This is a genomic window from Sphingobium sp. IP1 (genome assembly GCF_002708645.1).
Classification (GTDB): domain Bacteria; phylum Pseudomonadota; class Alphaproteobacteria; order Sphingomonadales; family Sphingomonadaceae; genus Sphingobium; species Sphingobium yanoikuyae.
In genome coordinates this window covers 1-907 of the sequence record NZ_NOIW01000260.1, presented here as the reverse complement: position 1 = coordinate 907, position 907 = coordinate 1, and the positions used below count along the sequence as shown (strand labels likewise).

Sequence of the window (907 nt, the reverse complement as noted above, 5' to 3'; positions counted from 1 at the left end):
AAGCCACCGCGTATTTCGCCAGGGATGCAAAGTGAGATACGCGTTTGTTGCCGAGCATCGTGACCAGTTCAGGGTTCGGTCGATGTGTCGGTGCCTGCGCATCCAGCCAAGCGGCTTCTATGCTTGGCAGAAGAACCCGCTGAGCCAGCGGGCTCGGGACGATGCTCGTCAGACAGAGTTGCTGCGGCAGGCCTGGAGCGACAGCGGTAAGGTCTACGGCTATCGCAAGCTACACGATGACCTGCTGGATCATGGCGAGACCTGCTGCCCCAACCGCGTTGCCCGGTTGACCAGGCTGGCGGGTATCAGGGCGCAGGTCGGCTACAAGCGCCGGCCCGGCAGCTATGGTGGCAAACCGTCCCTGGCGGTCGACAATACTCTGGATCGTCAGTTCGACGTCGCAGCTCCCGATCGGGCTTGGGTGACGAACATCACCTACATCCGCACCCTGGAGGGCTTTGCCTATCTGGCTGTCGTGATCGATCTCTATTCCCGCCGCGTGGTGGGCTGGTCGATGCAGAGCAGGCAGACCACCGATGCGGTGCTGCAAGCGCTGCACATGGCGGTATGGCGGCGCAAGCCGAAGCAGCGGGTGCTGATCCATTCGGATCAGGGCTCGCAGTTCACCAGCATGGACTGGGCGGCCTTCATCCGGGCTCACAATCTTGAGCATTCTATGAGCCGGCGTGGCAACTGCCAAGACAACGCCGTAGCCGAGAGTTTCTTTTCCTCGCTCAAGCGTGAGCGCATTAGGCGCCGGACCTACAAAACACGCGATGAAGCCCGGCAGGACGTGTTCGATTACATCGAGATGTTCTACAATCCGGTCCGCAAGCAGGTCAGGAACGGGATGCTGTCCCCCGCACAGTTCGAACGGCAGCAGATTTTGAAAGCAGAAGGCGTCTAG

General features: G+C 60.6%; 1 protein-coding gene. It reads left to right on the top strand.

Annotated features, from left to right (window positions below):
* The coding region (locus tag CG471_RS29855) for an IS3 family transposase (RefSeq protein WP_099234670.1) at positions 1–907 on the top strand (907 nt) is incomplete at its 5' end.